Genomic DNA, 15,958 nt, shown 5'->3' with positions numbered 1-15,958 from the left:
TTTCCTTTCCTATCAATAATAACGATGCCTGTCGCGATTCGTTTGCTGGAAATGAAAGGCCTTGGATTAATACAAGTTTTTAATAACGGTGAGAAGGTTTTGCTGGAAAAGGTGGTTTTCAATTTGTGTGATGGCGACAATTCCGGTTACATTGGTTTTCCAGACGGCATCCGCACCAAACAGGCTTTTCGGAGCAAACAGCCCTTCAACTACCGGTATATCTGCCTTTCGCAATTGATCCACCAAGGCCGCTCGTCTCACCCCTGCGATACAACCACTTTCCAAAGAGGGCGTATATACCGTTTGGTTTTTCATCCAGAAAATATTAGCACTTCCACATTCGCTGATGTGGCCAAAGTGGTCTAATAGGATAATTTCTTGCCACTGTTTTTCTTTTCGTTCCATGCCTGCGATGACATAGGGGAGGGCATTTATGGTTTTGCAATGAGAGAAAGAGCTTCTGCCTAACCGTACTTCCTGGCTGATGCCGCATTGGTTAATGGAAGAGTTTGATAAATCGTTGTATTGCTGGCTACTGATCAGGAAATCAAAGTCCTTGGATTGAGGCGTATAAAGACCGCCTGATTTTCTCCAAACCATGATCTTGATTCGGGCATCCTCCAATCGATTATTTTTTAATAATTCTAAGGTTTTTTCCTTCCAATCAATGGGCGTAGATTGAGGGGAATTTTCTAATTTCAAACATTGAAGTCCATTTTTTAACCTTTCTAAGTGGTAATCCCAGAATTGAATTATTCCTCCTTTTACGATGATTGTTTCAAAAATGCCATCCGCATACTGGAACCCTCTGTCGTACCAGGGAATTTTGACTTGATGGGCTTCCAGTATTTGATGATTAAAAAGGACTTTCATAGCGTTATTTTACCGATTATATAAAAAAGGTTTTAGATCGGCCAAATTAATAAGATTTTCATTGATATTATGGCAGAAAGAAGTAGTGTTTTTGATATGATCGGCCCGGTAATGATTGGGCCATCTAGTAGCCACACCGCTGGTGTTGTGAGAATTGCCCGTGCTGCAATCCGTGTTTTGGGTGAAAAACCTGAATATGCAGAGATCACCTTTTATAATTCATTTGCCCGCACCTATGAAGGGCACGGTTCAGATCGTGCCATTATTGCGGGTTTAATGGATTTTAAAACCGATGATAAACGCATAAAAAATGCTTTTGACCATGCAGAGACAGCTGGTTTGGAGTATCATTTTAAGTCAGTGGGGAATGCTTCCACCATGCACCCGAATACCATCAAATTATTGCTGCGTGCCGGAGAGCAGGAAGTGGAAGTAGTGGGTGAAAGCCGTGGCGGAGGTGTAATTACCATCGTACAGGTGAATGGATTTTCCGCTAATTTCTCCGCCAACCTGCATACGCTGATCATTTTGGCGGATGACGTGCCGGGATCCATTGCTTTTATCTCCAGTGTGTTATCCCATGATCATTGCAATATCGCTAATATGACGGTCTCCCGAAGAGGGAAGTCAGATCTGGCCTGTCAGGTGATTGAAATGGATTCCCCGCTGCGGGAGCTGACCACCCAATATCTGGCGAGCCTGGATTGGGTGAAAGAGGTACTTTACGTACCGATCATTGATTAGACTCTTAACTACCTATTATATGATGACCTGGAAATGTTTGCCTTTACTTTTATTACTTTCATGTAGTGCGCTTTTCCTGCAAGCCCAACCGCTGAAAGATTCGGCGGTGGAAAATTCCATCTGGGATTTGCAGCAATGTTTGGATTACGCGTTGACGAACAGCTTGTCCATTAAGCAGCAGATGCTCAACAGGCAGGATGCAGAAATTGGTTTGAAACAGGCCAAAGGAAGTCGATTGCCTTCGGTCACCGGTGGAGGACGCTATGGTAATGCCTGGGGGCGTTCGATTGACCGGACGACCAACCAGTTCGTTCCAACGCAACAACGAATTCAGACTAACGGTTTGTTTTTTAATGCCAGCATTCCGATTTATGCCGGATTTCAGGTCAACAATAGCATAAAGCAGGCACGCAACAATGTGGAGGTGGCAGATAGCGAATTGGCCACCGCTAAAAATGATGTAGCCCTGATGGTGGCACAGCTTTACATGAATGTTATTTTTAATAAAGAGGTTTTACGTAATTCGCAAGATAAAGTAGCCACCACCCAAACTCAGGTAGAACAATTAGAAAAACAAGTGAAAGTGGGAGCGATTGCCCGCACGGAGCTTTTGCAGATGCAATCTACTTTGGCGAGTAATGAAGCGGAACTGATCCAGCAGGAAAATAATGTGCGCTTTGCGCTGCTGCAATTGCAGCAGGCCATGCAAAAGCCGGTAGAAACTGGTTTTGATATTGATATCCCCGAACTGGACGCCAATAAATATCCCTGGATTCAAAAATCAGTCGAAGAGGTGTATGGCATTGCTTTGGGGACACAGCCTCAGGTGACCGCCGCCCGGGAAAGAGAAGAAAGCGCCATGCTGGGAATGAAAGTAGCGAAGGGGAATATGATGCCGGTACTTTCCCTTTCAGGTAGTTCGTATACCAACTATTCCGATCAGAATAAGGAACTCATTGAAGGGTCAGGAGAGTTTTCTCCTAAAAAATCTGAGCAGTATTTTATTGATGCCAGTAGTCTTCCTGATGAAGTAGGTTTACCGTCCGTTATTCCCATACAGGAAGTCACCTTTGAAGATGGGGAATTTCGAACGATTAATCTGGGAACTCAATACCGAGAAAACTGGTCTAATGAGGTTTTATTAAATTTGAGCGTTCCTATTTTCGAAGGATTCAAGCGCTCCGGAGATTACCAAAGGGCTAAAATCCAGAAAAATATCGCCGCATTGAATGTGTTAGAAGTAGAAACACAATTACGTCAGGATATTGAACAAGCCTATAATGAGGCCTATTCTGCCGTCAAAATTTATGATGCGGCCCAAAAATCCGTGATGGCACTGGAAGAAAATCTCCGTGTAGTGGAGAAAAGATTTGAAACCGGAGCCGCCAACAGTGTAGAGTTTCAAATTGCCTCCAATAGTCTTTTTACCGCCAATACCGAAATGGTGCGTGCAAAATATGACTATATCTATAAATTAAAGCTTTTAGAATTTTATCTTGGTCAACCCATCGTCCTATAATCACTCCAACATTAATCGAACATCATGAAAATTAATAAAATATTTACAGATTGGCGCTTCCTCTCCCTGATAGTGGTTGTATTGGTACTTGGCGTCCTGGGTCTGAAACAAGCAGGTTTGATTGGAAGTGAAGAAGGTCTGGAGGTGGAAACCGGAAAGGTGAAATTAGGTCGGATAACTGAAGTGGTGAGTGCCTCAGGCATGATTCAACCGGTGGTGGAGGTGAAAATTTCCCCTGAAGTTTCGGGTGAAATTATTGAATTGGATATTCAGGAGGGGGATTCTGTTAAAAAGGACCAACCTTTATTAAGAATTCGACCGGATAACTTTATCTCTGCCGTAGATCGTGCGAGAGCTTCTTATAATCAGCAAATGGCTAATCTGGCGGTGGCCAGGGCCAATCTGGCAAAGTCCAAAGCCAATTTTGTTCGCTCAGAGGCGGAATTCGGACGTCAGAAACAGCTGCATGAGGAAGAGGTGGCTTCGGATGCCGATTTCCAGCGGGCGGAGGCAGAATTTTTAGCCGCTAAAGAAGATCTTATTGCCAGTGAGGAAAATGTGAAAGCTTCTCAGTTTATCGTTAAATCTTCCAAGGCTTCTTTGGATGAAGCCATGGAGAATTTACGATTGACCAAAATTGTATCTCCTATGCATGGGAAAGTGACCAAGCTGGATGTTGAGAAAGGAGAGCGGGTAGTGGGAACCCAAACCATGGCGGGTACGGAGATGCTGCGAATCGCGGATCTTTCTTCTATGGAAGCGCGAGTAGATGTGAATGAAAATGATATTATCCGGGTGCATAAAGGGGATACGGCCATCATCACGGTGGATTCTTATACCTATTTGGGAAAGAAATTTGAGGGAATCGTGACTTCTATTGCCAATACGGCCAAGGATAAAATTTCGGCAGATGCCATTACGGAATTTGAAGTTAAAATACGGGTGTTGAACGATTCCTATGCCGATTTGATGGAAGGAGAGGATGCGGAATTTCCTTTTCGTCCCGGAATGACCGCCTCGGTGGAAATCATTACTTCAGTGAAGGAAGATATCGTGATGGCCCCACTAGCGGCAGTCACTACACGTTCCGCCAAAGATACGATTGAGGCCTCTTCCGGGAGTAAGAAAAATACGGAAGTGGAAGAAGTAGTATTCGTTATGAGAGAGGGTAAAGCTTTGAAAGTTAAAGTGAAAACCGGCATTTCGGATTTTGACTATATTGAAATTTTAGAAGGGCTGGAAGAGGGCGATGAGGTGATTTCCGGTCCTTATCAGTTAGTGGCGCGTCGTTTAAATGATGGGCAGGCTGTCCGGTTAAAAGAGGAAAATAAAGAAGATAAGGGTGAATCTTAATCCCGTCTGAATCGATAAAAAAAGACGTTTCTTAATTGAGACGTCTTTTTTTATGCAGATTTGGCCCATGAAAAATTTATTTCCATTATTTTAAAAATTTAAGCCCACCATATCTGTTTCATCTTTTGATACTTAAAGTTTTTAAAGTTGAGCTCTGTTATATTTAGTGGATTTATAGCATTATTGTTAGATCAGCTGGAACAGTTTTTGTAAAGGGTAATCCATAACTGCATATATAATTAAATAAGCATGATGAGAAACTTTTTGATGTTGATGATGCTGGGTGTGGTCATGATGGCCTGCACCACAGGAAAGCAAAGTAAAAGTGCTGAAGCTCCGGCTTTGGAGGGGGAGTGGGTAATGGTAGCCTTCAAAGGAGAGGATGCTGATAAATTGGAGACCGTTCCTCCTGTGCCTTTAATTTTCCGTGAAGGGAATAAATTTCAGGTACGTCCTGCGAATTCTGTTTCCGGTCCTTACGAATTAAAGGGGGCTGAAATTAAATTCGGCATGGGGCCTTCTACCATGATGGCACAACCACCGGAAGAGGTGATTTTCCTGAAAAACTGGTATAAAATCAATCAGTTGGAGATGAAAAAAGGAAAATTGGTTTTGACCAATGAAGAAGAAAGTGTTGAAATGATCTTCGAAAAGCAATAATTAATTTGAGCTTAGTATCGGAATTGCGTATTTTTTTGTAAATATTTTTTGAAATAAAAGAATATTCAATACCTTAGCGACATATGAAAACAACAATGGTACATACAGCATGGTGGTGGCATCTTTACGAAAGAAAGATGAACAGCCGTGTATTGCCAAAGTTTTCGCTCGCTTAGTACTAAACTAAACCAATCGATATAAAGAGGCTTGCTGTTCATCAGAACGGTAAGCCTTTTTTTTATGCGAATTTTTGAACGGTTTGGCTGTAGTGCTGTGAAAATTGAATAAATTATTAAGCAATATTATAAGGATCAAAATCCGGATTTTTTTCATGGAGAGAATAAAGCTCAATACCCGCTTCCGCCACTTGTTGGCAGACACCGTAACTCCGGTGAGTGTTTATCTTCGTCTGCGAGATGTGTATGCAGAAAGTATTTTGTTGGAGAGTTCCGATTATCGCGGAACGGACAACAGTTTTTCCTATGTGTGCTGTGATCCGGTGGCGGAATTCAGGGTTCGGAATGGGATAGCCACGGTTCGGCAGCCCAATCGTCCTTTACAGGAATTTAATGTCAGCAATAAGGGCGAAGCCATTGCTAAATTGAAAGAATTTGCGGCCGGATTTGAGGTGGAGGAGCAGGAGGATCAGAAATTTATTTCCAATGGCCTATTCGGCTATATGGCCTATGATGCTGTAACGCTGTATGAAGATCTGGATTTTAGTGAAAATGAGCCTTCGGGTTATGATGCGCCGGAGATGATCTACCGTGTTTATCGGTATGTGATCGCCATCAATCATTTCAATAACGACTTGTATGTCTTCGAGCATGAGCCGGAAGGTATGTATGATGGCGCCGGTCTGGACAATATCATCGCTATCATGAAGGCCCAGGCATTGCCGACTTACTTATTCAATTCGGAGCATGATGAGGAATCGAATTTCACCGATGAGGAATATGTGGAGGTAGTGAAGAAAGGAATAGGTCACTGCATGCGGGGCGATGTTTTCCAGATTGTATTGTCCAGAAGATTCAGCACCGGATTTCAGGGCGATGAATTTAATGTGTATCGTGCGTTGAGATCGATCAACCCCTCTCCTTATTTATTCTTTTTTGATTTCGGAAGCTTCAAAATTTTTGGTTCCTCGCCCGAGGCCCAGTTGGTGATTAAAGATCAGCAGGCTTCCATCTTCCCGATTGCCGGGACTTTTCGTCGTACCGGAGATGATAAAAGCGATGCCGAATTGGCGACCAAGCTTTTTGCCGACCCTAAAGAAAATTCCGAACACGTGATGCTGGTGGATTTGGCCAGAAACGATTTGAGCCGTCACGGGGATGAGGTGAAGGTAGAAGTTTTTAAAGAAATACAGTTTTATAGTCATGTGATTCACCTGGTTTCTAAGGTGACGGGCAAATTGGAGGATCAGGGTGAAGGCTATCAGATGGCAGCGGATACTTTTCCGGCGGGCACACTTTCCGGAGCGCCCAAGCATATGGCCATGAAGCTGATCAATGAATATGAGCCCAACCGAAGAGGTTACTACGGTGGCGCGATCGGGTTTATGGGCTTCAATGGTGATTTCAATCATGCGATCATGATTCGCTCTTTTATGTCCAAGGCGAACCGTCTGTATTATCAGGCAGGAGCCGGCGTGGTGGCCAAGTCGGTGCCGGAGTCGGAATTGCAGGAAGTGAATAATAAGCTGGCGGCTTTGAGAAAAGCGATTAAGACGGCAGAGCAAGTAGGACGATAAGAGTATAACCTTTGGGTTTTTGAAAAAGAAACGAGCAGATGAAAATATTAGTATTCGATAATTACGATTCCTTCACCTATAATTTGGTGCATATGATTCGCGAGTTGGGCTTTGCTGGTCAGCTGGAAGTGCACCGCAATGATCAGATTGCTTTGGAGGAAATTGAAAAGTTTGATAAAATTTTGTTGAGTCCGGGGCCGGGCATACCGGAAGAAGCGGGCATCCTGTTGGAGGTGATCAAAGCCTATGGCGCCAGCAAATCCATCTTTGGGGTGTGTTTGGGGCATCAGGCGATCAGTGAGGTCTACGGTGCGGAGCTGGAAAATATGTCGGAAGTGTATCATGGTATTGACCACCCAATTAAAGTGGGGGCAGCGGAAGGCATTTTTGACGGATTGCCGGAGGACTTTAAGGTTTGTCGTTATCACAGCTGGACAGTGAAACCAGAGACAGTGAAAGCACCATTAGCCGTAACCGCTACCGATGAGCAGGGGCGCGTGATGGCGGTTCGACATCAGGAGCATGATGTGCAGGGGGTGCAGTTCCATCCGGAATCGATCCTGACTGAGCACGGCATGGCCATGATGAAAAACTGGTTGGGCGTAAAGTAAACTTCGTGCTAGTGGAGGCTTAGGGATGAAGCCATTGTCTGAGCTCCTTTGGTCGGTTCCTTCCAAATTTCTTCGGATGCTTTTGGCGAAATGCATGAGGCGCAAGGGTATGGAATTTCAGGACAGGGGCCAAAGAGCGAGTGGCGCGAGCCCGACCGACCGTATGGGAGGGAAGCCCCAAAAAATCAATAACGATCAAAATTTTTAAAGATAATGAAATCGATTCTCAACAGACTTTTTGACCATAAGGCATTGGATCAGGAGACGGCAAAGCATATTCTGACGCAGATTGCCAAGGGGGAAATCAATACTTCGCAGATGGCGGCCTTTATGACGGTGTACCTGATGCGACCGATTACGGTGGAGGAATTGGCGGGTTTTCGTGATGCCATGTTGGAGATGTGTAACCGCGTGGAGCTGTCGGAATTTAACCCGATTGATATTGTAGGGACGGGTGGTGACGGTAAAAATACCTTCAATATTTCGACTTTGAGTTCCTTTGTGGTGGCGGGTGCGGGACAGCGCGTGGCCAAGCATGGAAATAATTCGGTGAGCTCGGTGAGTGGATCGTCCAATGTGTTGGTGCAGGCGGGCGTGAAGTTTACCAATGAGGAGGACAAGCTGAAGCAACTGCTGGAAGAGGCGGGGATTTGCTTCTTGCATGCGCCTTTGTTTCACCCGGCGATGGCGAATGTGGCGCCGGTGCGCAAGGAGCTGGGCGTGAGAACTTTCTTCAATATTTTGGGGCCGTTAACGAATCCGGCCTTTCCGAAGAATATGGTGAATGGGGTGTTTAATCTGGGACTGGCGCGTTTGTACGGCTATTTGTATCAGAACAGTGATCGAAATTTCACCATTTTACATGCTTTGGATGGTTATGATGAGATCTCGCTGACAGGAGCGGTGAAGCTGATTGATCAACAGGGCGAGCAGACCTTGAGTCCGCAGCAGTTGGGCTTTAATCAGCATCCGGCGGAAGCGCTTTATGGCGGGAATTCGGTGAAAGATGCGGCGACAATTTTCATGAATATTTTGGAAGGGCGTGGCACGGAGGCGCAGTCCGATGTGGTGATTGCCAATGCGGGGGTGAGTTTGAAATGTGCGGCACCGGAGAAATCTATGGAGACGGCGATGGCCGAAGCGAGGGAATCTTTGGAGTCCGGTAAGGCCCTGGCTTCCTTCAAAAAGTTTGTGGAGCTGTCGCAGTAAGCGCGCATTAAAAAGCCAAATTTCGTAACGGCATGCTCTAATCCAAAACACCTTTAACAATAAGCAATCGACGTGAATATTTTAGATAAAATCATATTAGCCAAAAAGGAAGAAGTGGCAATCGCGAAGTCGAAAGTCAGTACGGCGGCTATTGAGCAAATGCCATTGTTTGGACGCGTTTGTCCTTCCCTGGCGGATTCGCTGAAAAGTCATCCTTATGGCATCATTTCAGAATTTAAAAGACAGTCGCCTTCCAAGGGACTGATCAATGGTACGGCCAAGCCGGCGGAAACGGCGAAAGGTTATGAGGCAGCAGGTGCCGCAGCGATCTCCTGCCTGACGGATGAACCGTTCTTCGGCGGGACTTTAGCGGATTTGTCGGCAGTGCGCGGTGCGGTGGATATTCCGGTGTTGAGAAAGGAATTCATCGTTGATGAGTATCAGATTCTGGAAGCCAAGGGCTATGGAGCGGATATTATCCTGCTGATTGCATCCGCTTTGAGTGTGGAGGAATGTCATCAGTTTGCGGCTTTTGCAAAAAGTCTGGGACTGAATACGCTGTTAGAGGTTCATGATAAAGAGGAGTTGCTGCAATATCAGAATGAGGACATGGATGTGGTGGGCGTTAACAACCGAAACCTGAAAACCTTTGTCACCGATTACCGCCAAAGTCTGGAGCTATTGCCTTTCTTTCCTTCGGGGACGGTGAAAATTTCTGAGAGTGGATTGCATGAGGTAAGCCAACTGAAGGAATTGAAAGCAGCCGGTTTTGACGGATTCCTGATCGGGGAGAATTTTATGAAAACGGAAAATCCGGCACTGGCCATAGCGGATTTTATGAACCAACTAAAAGAATAGGACAGCATGGGGAAATTACTTTGGAAAGTTTGTGGCATGCGGGATCCGGAGAATATTCGGGAGGTGGCGGCTTTGAGACCGGATATGATGGGTTTCATTTTTTATGAGCCTTCGCCACGACATGTGAGTGATTTGGAGGCGGTGCTGGACAGCTTCCGTTATCTGGAAGAAGATACTTATACGGTGGGCGTTATGGTGAATCCGACCATTGAAGAGGCCGTTCGACTGATTGATACCGGAAGTTTTGATTATCTGCAATTGCATGGAAAGGAAACACCGGAATTCTGCGCTTCCATTAAAGCTAAAGGCCTGAAGGTGATTAAGAATTTTCCAATGGATGAAAATTTCAATCCGGAGGAGCTGGAGCCTTATCGCAAGGTGGTGGATCTATTCCTTTTTGATACCAAAACCAAGGAACATGGCGGTAGCGGGGAAACTTTCGATTGGAATTTACTCGAACGTATTCCGGAGGATATTCCCTATATGCTGAGCGGTGGACTGAGTTTAAAAAATATTAAACGCGCCAAACGCATAAATACTCCAAAACCTGTAGGGTTGGACGTCAACAGTAAGTTTGAATTAAGTCCGGCCATGAAAGATGTGCGGAAGCTGATGGAGTTAAAAACGATTTTAAGACATAAAGAAAATATATAAAATGGCAGTTTCATTTGAAGTGAGCGAGAAGGGCTATTACGGCAAATTTGGCGGAGCCTATATTCCCGAAATGCTGTATCCGAATGTGGAGGAGTTGCGGCAGTCGTATTTGCAGATTATGGCAGATCCTGATTTTCAGGCAGACTTTGAGGATTTATTGAAAAACTATGTAGGTCGTCCGACACCATTGTATTTCGCAAAGCGATTGTCCGAGTCGGTGGGGGCAAAGGTTTATTTAAAGCGGGAGGATTTGAATCATACCGGCGCACATAAGGTGAATAATACGATCGGGCAGATTTTGTTGGCCAAGCGTTTGGGTAAGCATAAAATCATTGCCGAAACCGGAGCCGGTCAGCATGGAGTGGCGACAGCGACCGTTTGTGCGCTGATGGGCATGGAGTGTATCGTGTACATGGGCGAGATTGATATGGAGCGTCAAAAGCCGAATGTGGAGCGTATGCGAATTTTGGGTGCCGAAGTAGTACCGGCGACCAGTGGTTCCAAGACCCTGAAAGATGCCACGAATGAGGCGATGCGTCATTGGATTCAGCATCCCACGGATACGCATTATATTATTGGTTCGGTAGTGGGGCCTCACCCTTATCCGGATATGGTGGCTAAATTCCAGTCGGTGATTTCAGAGGAAATCAGAAAGCAATTGCTGGAGCAGGAGGGACGTGAGAATCCGGATTATGTGATTGCCTGTGTGGGTGGTGGTTCCAATGCCGCTGGCGCTTTCTATCACTTTATGGATGAGCCGGAAGTGCAATTGGTCGCCACAGAAGCCGGTGGATTGGGAGTTGATTCCGGAAAAACAGCAGCAACGACCAGCATCGGTACTGAAGGCGTTTTGCATGGTTCTAAGACTATTTTGATGCAGACTGAAGATGGGCAGATTGTGGAGCCTTATTCTATTTCTGCAGGTTTGGATTATCCTGGTATCGGTCCCTTGCATGCGCATTTGTTCGATAGTAAACGCGGAACCTTCCTGTCGATTACGGATGATGAGGCCATGGAGGCCGGCGTGAAATTAAGCAAGCTGGAAGGCATTATTCCGGCAGTGGAATCGGCGCATGCTTTTGCCGCTTTGGAAAAAATGGAATTTAAGGCAGACGATGTGGTCGTGGTGAATTTATCCGGTAGAGGGGATAAGGATTTGGCCACTTACATCAAATACGGAAAATATTAACGGCAGCCAATTTTTTGAAAATGAACAGAATCAATCAATTATTTGAAGAAAAAGACAGCAATCTGCTGAATGTATATTTTACAGCCGGTTACCCGAATACGGCTGATACCAGAACGGTGTTGGAAAGTCTGGATGCCTCCGGTGCCGACCTGATTGAAATCGGTATTCCTTTTTCTGATCCCGTGGCAGATGGTCCGGTGATTCAGCGCAGCAATGAAAAAGCCCTGGCGCAGGGCATGAGTCTGAAGCTTTTGTTTGAGCAATTGGATGGCATGCGCGAGAAGGTGAAGGCCCCGGTGATTTTGATGGGCTATGTGAATCCGGTGATTCAGTTTGGCATTGAGGAATTCTGCAAGGAGTGTCAGCGTGTGGGTGTAGATGGTATCATCGTGCCGGACTTGCCACTGCAGGCTTATTTGGATGATTATAAAGCTACCTTTGATGACTATGGGATTCGCAATGTATTCCTGATTTCTCCACAGACTTCAGAAGAGCGTATTCGTTTGATTGATGAAAAGACGGATGGTTTTATCTATATGGTGTCAGATGCCGGAACGACCGGAGCCCGTAAGGGAATTTCGGAAGCGCAGCTGACGTATTTTGAGCGTATTCAGGATATGAAATTGAAAAACCCGCGCCTGATAGGTTTCGGAATTTCAGATCACGATTCCTTCAGTACGGCTTGTAACTATGCCAATGGTGCGATCATCGGATCTGCTTTTGTGAATAGCCTGTCGGAGGCAGAAGATATTCCAACAGCGATCACCAATTTTGTTAGCCGTGTCAAAAATGGATAGGCTTTGCTAAATATTGCCTAAACTTAATTTTTAACACCTATTTGAACGACTCAACATGATGAGCAAAATTGCGATTGTAAAATATAATGCCGGCAATGTCCGGTCGGTGGAGAATACCCTGCACCGACTGGGCGTTGACCCAATCATCACTGATGATCCGGAAGAGCTGAAAGCTGCGGATAAAGTGATCTTTCCCGGGGTGGGGGAAGCTTCCACGGCGATGAATTTTTTGAAAGCAAAGGGACTGGACGAAGTCATTAAAAATCTGAAACAGCCGGTTTTGGGCATTTGCCTCGGTCTTCAGCTGATGTGTAAACATACGGAGGAAGGAGATGCGGACTGCCTGGGGATTTTTGATGTTTTAGTGAAGCGTTTTCCTCCTGAGGATAAAGTACCTCATGTGGGCTGGAATTCCCTGAGTAAATTGAAGTCTCCCTTGTTTGAGGGCCTGGAAAAGCCTTATGTGTATTTTGTACACAGCTATTATGCCGAGACCAATGAGTGGGAGATTGCGGAGGCGAATTACATTTTGCCTTTTGCCACTGCTTTGCATCGGGATAATTTTTATGCCATTCAGGCGCATCCGGAGAAGAGCGGGGAAGTGGGCGCAAAGATTTTGGAGAATTTTCTTAAGCTATAGAGGGTTGATCCTTTTGTCTGGTAGTTGGTGAAGTTTATTTTTCCTGACGAATAAGTTGAGGTAAATTGGGGGGTGGCGGGAAGTTTGGTTTTTCAGATGGAGCAAGTTATAAACCCGGCGACAATTTACAGTTTACCCTTGATCCTGTAAGGTGTTTATAATAAGTCTTTTGCGGGTCGGGTCTATAGCGATAAAATAGTGTTGGGTAAATAAGTTAGGCAAACAAAGTGCTGAATAGGGACGTTTTTCATTTTGGAGAGTGGCAAGTTTTAGTTGTGGGTGGGATTACCCATTTTGAAATTCAATAAGGAAAAATTTGATATTATGAGTGAGCGGGAATTTGAAGCATTTTTGAAAGAGGCAGAGGGTGATTTCTCCACCACAGAAAATTGGGAGGATCGTTTGGTGCTTTGGCAGGATAAGCTACAGGTTTTGCGGGCTGATATTCATCAATGGCTGGCCAAATATGTAGAGGCCGGGAGTATTGTTATTTCTGAAGAGGAGAAAACCCTAATTGAAGAAGGATTAGGAAGTTATGCCGTGAAGGGGCTTCGCTTGGAATTCGGTCACCGTATTATTTCCATTACCCCTGTCGGTACCCGCTTAATCGGATCTGTCGGGCGGGTGGATGTCATTGGTCCTAAAGCCACGCAGCGCCTGTTACTTGTAGATAAAACAGCCACTGAACCAAATATTGCGACCTATATCACTCCTAATGGAGAGGTCGAAGTTTTTGAGGCTACGGGCCAGTATTTCGTGAAAGTGGATTGGGCCTGGAAGCTGGCTACTCGCCCTCCAGAGGTGAAATATACCCATCTGGATGCCAATGCTTTTTTTGATATCCTGATGAAGGTGGTGAATGGCTAAACGACTATCGGTTTCCAATCAACATTTGAGCTTAGAAAATATTGCAGAGGTTTATCATTATCGTTGTAAATCTCTACAATTGTTTTTTTCTGAAGAAAATCCAAAGTTTTCACTGGTTTTTGCGGGTTTGCTCTCTGAGGAAGTCCACTTTTTAAAGGGTGAACAAATTTCTGAAGCAGAAAAAGACGCTTGTTTAAATCTTTTGGCAGGTATAGAGGCTAAATTCAGATTGGATTATAGCTATCGTTGTGAACGAAAATTGAAAGATCCCTTATCCAAACAAATGAGGATGCTATTTCAACGTTACCTATACCACTGTCCTTTGGATCAGGGGATTTTTAATTTATGGAAATCCAGTGGGCTGGTTTCCCCTGCTTTAATTTCAGAAATTAAGGGGGCTTTTCACTATCGTCACTGGTTGGCGCATGGAAGGTACTGGACTTATAAATCCATTAAATATGATTTTGACGGCCTTTATTATTTAAGTAAACAAGTGGATAAGTTACCTCTGACGTCGGAGGATTAGCGAAAATCCGGATCGTTCCCGAAATATTATTTTTATTAATTGGGCGATACTGACCATTAATGCATTTTTAAACATCTTTTAGCCTTTAACAAATTATGGAAATTATTCCAGCAATAGACCTTATCGACGGTCAATGCGTCCGGTTGACGCAGGGTGACTATGCCCAAAAAAAAGTTTATGAATCCGATCCACTGAAAATGGCCAAAAGCTTTGAGGCCGCTGGTATTCAGCGCCTGCATCTGGTGGATTTGGATGGGGCCAAAGCCCGAAAAATCACCAATGATGCGGTATTGAAAAGAGTAGCTGAAAATACGGCGCTCCATATAGATTTTGGTGGTGGCCTGCGGACAGATGAAGATCTGAAAATTGCCTTTGAGAGCGGGGCGAAGCAAATTACCGGAGGTTCCATAGCGGTGAAAGATCCGGAGACCTTCAAGCGCTGGATTCAGGATTTTGGTGGTGATAAGATTATTCTCGGTGCCGATGTGCATGGGGAGAATATTGCCGTGAGTGGCTGGGCCGAATCTTCAGATCGTAAGTTGTTACCTTTCCTGGAGGAATACCTTGGGTTAGGTTTGCAATATGTCATTTGTACAGATGTAAGCAAGGATGGCTTACTGCAGGGGCCGAATGTGGCATTATATCAAAAAATATTAGCCGCTTTTCCGGAAGTAAAGCTGATTGCCAGCGGTGGCGTGGCGGAATTCGATGATTTGAAAAGGCTGGAGGACATTGGCGTGTATGGAACGATTGTCGGGAAGGCATTTTATGAAGGGAGAATCAGTTTGGAACAATTGGCTTCATTCGCCTGAAAATAAAAGATTATGTTAGCGAAAAGAATAATTCCCTGTTTGGATATTAAAGATGGCCGCACAGTAAAAGGGGTGAACTTTGTGGAGCTTCGCGATGCCGGAGATCCGGTGGAGTTGGCGAAGGTTTACGCCAAGGAAGGTGCCGATGAATTGGTATTTCTGGACATTTCTGCCACGCAGGAAAAGCGCAAGACTCTGGTGGATTTGGTCGATCAGGTGGCGCGTCAGATCAATATTCCCTTTACCGTGGGCGGCGGGATTAGTTCCGTGGAAGATGTTCGGGCACTGTTGAATGCCGGAGCGGATAAAATCAGTATCAATAGCTCGGCGGTGCGCCGTCCGGAATTGATCAATGAATTGGCGCAGGAATTCGGCAGTCAGTGTGTGGTGGTGGCGATTGATACGCGCCGTGTGGGCGATGTGGATTTGGTGCATACGCATGGAGGTACAAAACCTACGGAAATTATCACCCAGGAGTGGGCGAAGGAAGTGGCGGCGCGCGGTGCCGGAGAGATTTTACTGACTTCCATGGATCATGATGGAACAAAGGCAGGCTTTGCCAATGAAATTACAGAGGAGCTTTCGGGGATGTTGCCGATTCCGGTGATTGCTTCCGGCGGTGCGGGAACAATGCCGCATTTTGTGGATGTTTTTACTGACGGAAAAGCCGACGCTGCTCTGGCGGCAAGTATTTTTCACTTTAAAGAAATTCCGGTGCCGGAGCTGAAGGCTTATTTGCGGGAGCAGGGCGTGGAAGTTCGGTTATAAGTTGAGTGGGTTGGCTGAGGGATAGCGGCAGAGGCGAAGCCGTTGTTGGAGCTCCTTTTTGCAGCCTTAGGGCGTAGCGGCTCGCAAAAAGAGCGACTGCCAATAGCCCGACCGCCGTCAGGTGG

17 protein-coding genes are annotated in these 15,958 nt (G+C 45.4%); 16 read left to right on the top strand and 1 reads right to left on the bottom strand.

The window, feature by feature from the left end; translation table 11 throughout:
- Window positions 1-66: 66 nt before the first annotated feature.
- Complete coding sequence (locus NG22_RS06970; RefSeq protein ID WP_053405071.1) at window positions 67-873, bottom strand: aminotransferase class IV; 807 nt, start codon at window positions 871-873, stop codon at window positions 67-69.
- 69 nt (window positions 874-942) lie between these two features.
- Between NG22_RS06970 and sdaAB the strand changes: the two genes are divergently transcribed.
- From sdaAB to hisF, 16 genes are all read left to right on the top strand, one after another.
- A complete protein-coding gene (gene sdaAB, locus NG22_RS06965; RefSeq protein WP_053405070.1) occupies window positions 943-1,617 on the top strand; it encodes an L-serine ammonia-lyase, iron-sulfur-dependent subunit beta in 675 nt (224 codons plus the stop codon).
- 19 nt (window positions 1,618-1,636) lie between these two features.
- Window positions 1,637-3,136, top strand: coding sequence for a TolC family protein (locus NG22_RS06960; protein ID WP_053405069.1), 1,500 nt, complete (start codon window positions 1,637-1,639; stop codon window positions 3,134-3,136).
- A gap of 24 nt (window positions 3,137-3,160) precedes the next feature.
- Entirely contained in the window at window positions 3,161-4,489 is a 1,329-nt protein-coding gene (locus NG22_RS06955) for an efflux RND transporter periplasmic adaptor subunit (protein ID WP_053405068.1), read from the top strand.
- A 249-nt stretch (window positions 4,490-4,738) separates the two neighbouring features.
- A complete protein-coding gene (locus NG22_RS06950; protein WP_082305012.1) occupies window positions 4,739-5,149 on the top strand; it encodes an META domain-containing protein in 411 nt (136 codons plus the stop codon).
- A gap of 331 nt (window positions 5,150-5,480) precedes the next feature.
- On the top strand, window positions 5,481-6,902 hold the full coding sequence (locus NG22_RS06945) for an anthranilate synthase component I family protein (protein ID WP_053405066.1): 1,422 nt from the start codon (window positions 5,481-5,483) through the stop codon (window positions 6,900-6,902).
- A gap of 38 nt (window positions 6,903-6,940) precedes the next feature.
- Entirely contained in the window at window positions 6,941-7,513 is a 573-nt protein-coding gene (locus NG22_RS06940) for an aminodeoxychorismate/anthranilate synthase component II (protein ID WP_053405065.1), read from the top strand.
- A gap of 213 nt (window positions 7,514-7,726) precedes the next feature.
- Entirely contained in the window at window positions 7,727-8,722 is a 996-nt protein-coding gene (trpD, locus tag NG22_RS06935) for an anthranilate phosphoribosyltransferase (RefSeq protein WP_053405064.1), read from the top strand.
- A gap of 72 nt (window positions 8,723-8,794) precedes the next feature.
- A complete protein-coding gene (trpC, locus tag NG22_RS06930) occupies window positions 8,795-9,580 on the top strand; it encodes an indole-3-glycerol phosphate synthase TrpC (protein WP_053405063.1) in 786 nt (261 codons plus the stop codon).
- A gap of 6 nt (window positions 9,581-9,586) precedes the next feature.
- Window positions 9,587-10,234, top strand: coding sequence for a phosphoribosylanthranilate isomerase (locus tag NG22_RS06925; protein ID WP_053405062.1), 648 nt, complete (start codon window positions 9,587-9,589; stop codon window positions 10,232-10,234).
- 1 nt (window position 10,235) lies between these two features.
- Window positions 10,236-11,423, top strand: a complete 1,188-nt coding sequence (gene trpB / locus NG22_RS06920; RefSeq protein ID WP_053405061.1) for a tryptophan synthase subunit beta — start codon at window positions 10,236-10,238, stop codon at window positions 11,421-11,423.
- A gap of 20 nt (window positions 11,424-11,443) precedes the next feature.
- The gene (gene trpA / locus NG22_RS06915) at window positions 11,444-12,220 is read left to right on the top strand and encodes a tryptophan synthase subunit alpha (RefSeq protein WP_053405060.1); all 777 of its coding nucleotides are present in this window, start codon (window positions 11,444-11,446) and stop codon (window positions 12,218-12,220) included.
- 55 nt (window positions 12,221-12,275) lie between these two features.
- Window positions 12,276-12,860 (top strand): imidazole glycerol phosphate synthase subunit HisH, encoded by a 585-nt coding sequence (gene hisH, locus NG22_RS06910; protein ID WP_253275656.1) that lies wholly within the window; start codon window positions 12,276-12,278, stop codon window positions 12,858-12,860.
- A gap of 324 nt (window positions 12,861-13,184) precedes the next feature.
- Complete coding sequence (locus NG22_RS06905; RefSeq protein ID WP_157600902.1) at window positions 13,185-13,727, top strand: hypothetical protein; 543 nt, start codon at window positions 13,185-13,187, stop codon at window positions 13,725-13,727.
- A complete protein-coding gene (locus NG22_RS06900; RefSeq protein ID WP_053405058.1) occupies window positions 13,720-14,253 on the top strand; it encodes a hypothetical protein in 534 nt (177 codons plus the stop codon). Before NG22_RS06905 ends, NG22_RS06900 begins: the two co-directional genes overlap by 8 nt.
- A gap of 95 nt (window positions 14,254-14,348) precedes the next feature.
- The gene (hisA, locus tag NG22_RS06895) at window positions 14,349-15,065 is read left to right on the top strand and encodes a 1-(5-phosphoribosyl)-5-[(5-phosphoribosylamino)methylideneamino]imidazole-4-carboxamide isomerase (protein WP_053405057.1); all 717 of its coding nucleotides are present in this window, start codon (window positions 14,349-14,351) and stop codon (window positions 15,063-15,065) included.
- A gap of 12 nt (window positions 15,066-15,077) precedes the next feature.
- On the top strand, window positions 15,078-15,833 hold the full coding sequence (hisF, locus tag NG22_RS06890) for an imidazole glycerol phosphate synthase subunit HisF (protein ID WP_053405056.1): 756 nt from the start codon (window positions 15,078-15,080) through the stop codon (window positions 15,831-15,833).
- The last annotated feature ends 125 nt before the right edge of the window (window positions 15,834-15,958 follow it).

Origin of the sequence: Persicobacter sp. CCB-QB2 (genome assembly GCF_001274635.1) — a bacterium.
GTDB classification, from domain to species: domain Bacteria; phylum Bacteroidota; class Bacteroidia; order Cytophagales; family Cyclobacteriaceae; genus Persicobacter; species Persicobacter diffluens.
This window is presented reverse-complemented; position numbering and strand designations above follow the sequence as displayed.